Genomic DNA, 2,244 nt, shown 5'->3' with positions numbered 1-2,244 from the left:
TGTATATAGTTATGACTCATTGAAGTAAAGCAAATTTTATTTAATCGATTAAGCATCCACTTTAAAAACAAGGCTGCATTCAAACTGACTTAATAGTTATGTAGTCGTTGTCTGCTATCGAAACTTTACAGATTTTTGCTGTTAAAAAACATCGAAACAAACAAACGTAAAACAATCTAAGGAGAAAATGGCTAGAAACGAAAACTCAGCCGCCCTCAAAATCATTCCGTTGGGCGGTTTGCACGAAATTGGTAAAAATACTTGCGTATTCGAGTATGAAGATGAAATCATTTTATTAGACGCAGGTTTAGCATTTCCCACAGATGGGATGCACGGGGTAAATATAGTGCTTCCTGACATGAACTATGTACGGGAAAATCGTCATAAAATTAAGGGAATGATTGTCACCCATGGACACGAAGACCATATTGGCGGAATTGCATTTCACCTCAAGCAGTTTGAAATCCCCGTTATTTACGGTCCTCGCCTAGCAATGGCAATGTTGGAAGGTAAATTAGAAGAAGCAGGAGTACGGGATAGAACAGAATTGCGTTCTGTTGTACCTCGCGATGTGGTACGGATTGGCAAAAATTTCTTGGTAGAATACATTCGTAATACCCATTCGATTGCGGATAGTTTTACAGTAGCAATTCATACTCCAATTGGTATCGTAATCCACACTGGGGATTTTAAATTTGACCATACTCCCGTAGATGGGGAGCGCTTCGACATTCAACGTTTGGCAGAACATGGCGAAAAAGGTGTATTGTGCCTTCTTAGCGACTCTACAAACTCTGAACTTCCCGGCTTTACACCATCCGAACGTTCCGTATACCCGAACCTCGACCGAGTCATAAGTCAAGCTAAAGGTCGCCTATTTATCACCACCTTTGCTTCTAGCGTCCACCGCATCAACATGATTTTGGAATTGGCGCAAAAGCATAACCGTGTTGTCAGTGTAGTCGGGCGCTCTATGCTCAACTTAATTGCTCACGCACGCAATCTTGGTTATATTAAATGTCCCGATAACCTTTTACAGCCGCTTAATGCCATCCGTAACCTTCCCCCTGAAAGTGTGCTGATTTTGACAACTGGTTCCCAAGGTGAACCAATGTCGGCAATGACGCGGATTGCTAATAAAGAACACCAACATATCAAGATTCGCGAAGGCGATACAGTTGTATTCTCAGCTAACCCCATCCCTGGAAATACCATTGCAGTTGTTAACACCATTGATAAATTGATGATGCAAGGGGCAAACGTCGTTTATGGACGAGACAAAGGTATTCACGTTTCCGGACATGGTTGCCAAGAAGACCAAAAATTAATGCTGGCACTAACTCGACCTAAGTTTTTTGTTCCCTTTCACGGAGAACACCGAATGTTGGTAAAACACTCACAAACAGCTCAGAGCATGGGTGTTCCTCCAGAAAATATGGTAATTCTTAATAACGGTGACGTTATTGAATTGACACAACAATCGATTCGCGTCATCGGTAAAGTTGCATCAGGTTTGGAGTTAGTTGATACGTCTGGTTCAGGGATGGTGAGTGCGAAAGTGTTACAAGAACGTCAAAAAATGGCAGAAGAAGGGCTTGTTACAGTTGCAGCCGCGATCGGTTGGGAAGGCAAACTATTAGCCAAACCTGAAATACACCTGCGTGGTGTAGTCACCTCAATAGAGAAACCTTTATTACAAAAGTGGGTACAACAGCGAATAGAAGAAATTCTAAGTGTGCGCTGGACAGAGTTTGCAGAGAGCTTTGACGGAAAACTTGAGGTAGACTGGGGTGGTTTGCAAGGTCTAATTGAAAGAGATTTAGCCCGTTCTTTAAGGAAAGAGTTGCACTGTCAGCCAACAGTAACCTTATTGATGCAAGTTCCAGAGGAAAATGCTGTTGTCAAGGTTGGAACATCAACACCCTTAACAACGACAGCTTCCACTGATGGAAGAAGAAGACGTACTCGAACTGCTGCGCAAGTTGCTTCTTAGAGCTTGCTGATAAACAAAAAAGGTTGAAAGTCTGAATCAAGCTTTATAGAGCAAGAGCAAACTTAGATTAGTATATCGGTACATTGTTAAATCGCAAGTCCCTTGAGTTCTAATTCTGAAGAAACACATTCAGTAGGTATTAAATAGCGGTAAGTATACTAAAAACGGGTTACAACTATACTTTTAGATTGCGTAAAAATCTTAAAGATGCTTCCTTCGTCAGCATGACAAAAGTTCAGTTTTTACCCGTG

Annotated in this window: 1 protein-coding gene; it reads left to right on the top strand. The window is 41.6% G+C overall.

The features are described from left to right. Window positions 1-187 precede the first annotated feature (187 nt). Window positions 188-1,993 carry a ribonuclease J gene (locus tag CK510_RS29555; protein WP_095725009.1) on the top strand — a complete coding sequence of 602 codons (1,806 nt, stop codon included), beginning with the start codon at window positions 188-190 and terminating at the stop codon, window positions 1,991-1,993. Window positions 1,994-2,244 lie beyond the last annotated feature (251 nt).

This window comes from Brunnivagina elsteri CCALA 953 (assembly GCF_002289455.1).
GTDB lineage: Bacteria > Cyanobacteriota > Cyanobacteriia > Cyanobacteriales > Nostocaceae > Brunnivagina > Brunnivagina elsteri.
The sequence above is the reverse complement of the archived record's forward strand: the minus strand, read 5'-3'. Positions and strand labels throughout refer to the sequence as shown.

Bases quoted from the DNA above. Each gene is read 5' to 3' on its own strand.
- CK510_RS29555 (WP_095725009.1), top strand. From the start codon at position 188: ATGGCTAGAAACGAAAACTCAGCCGCCCTCAAAATCATTCCGTTGGGC.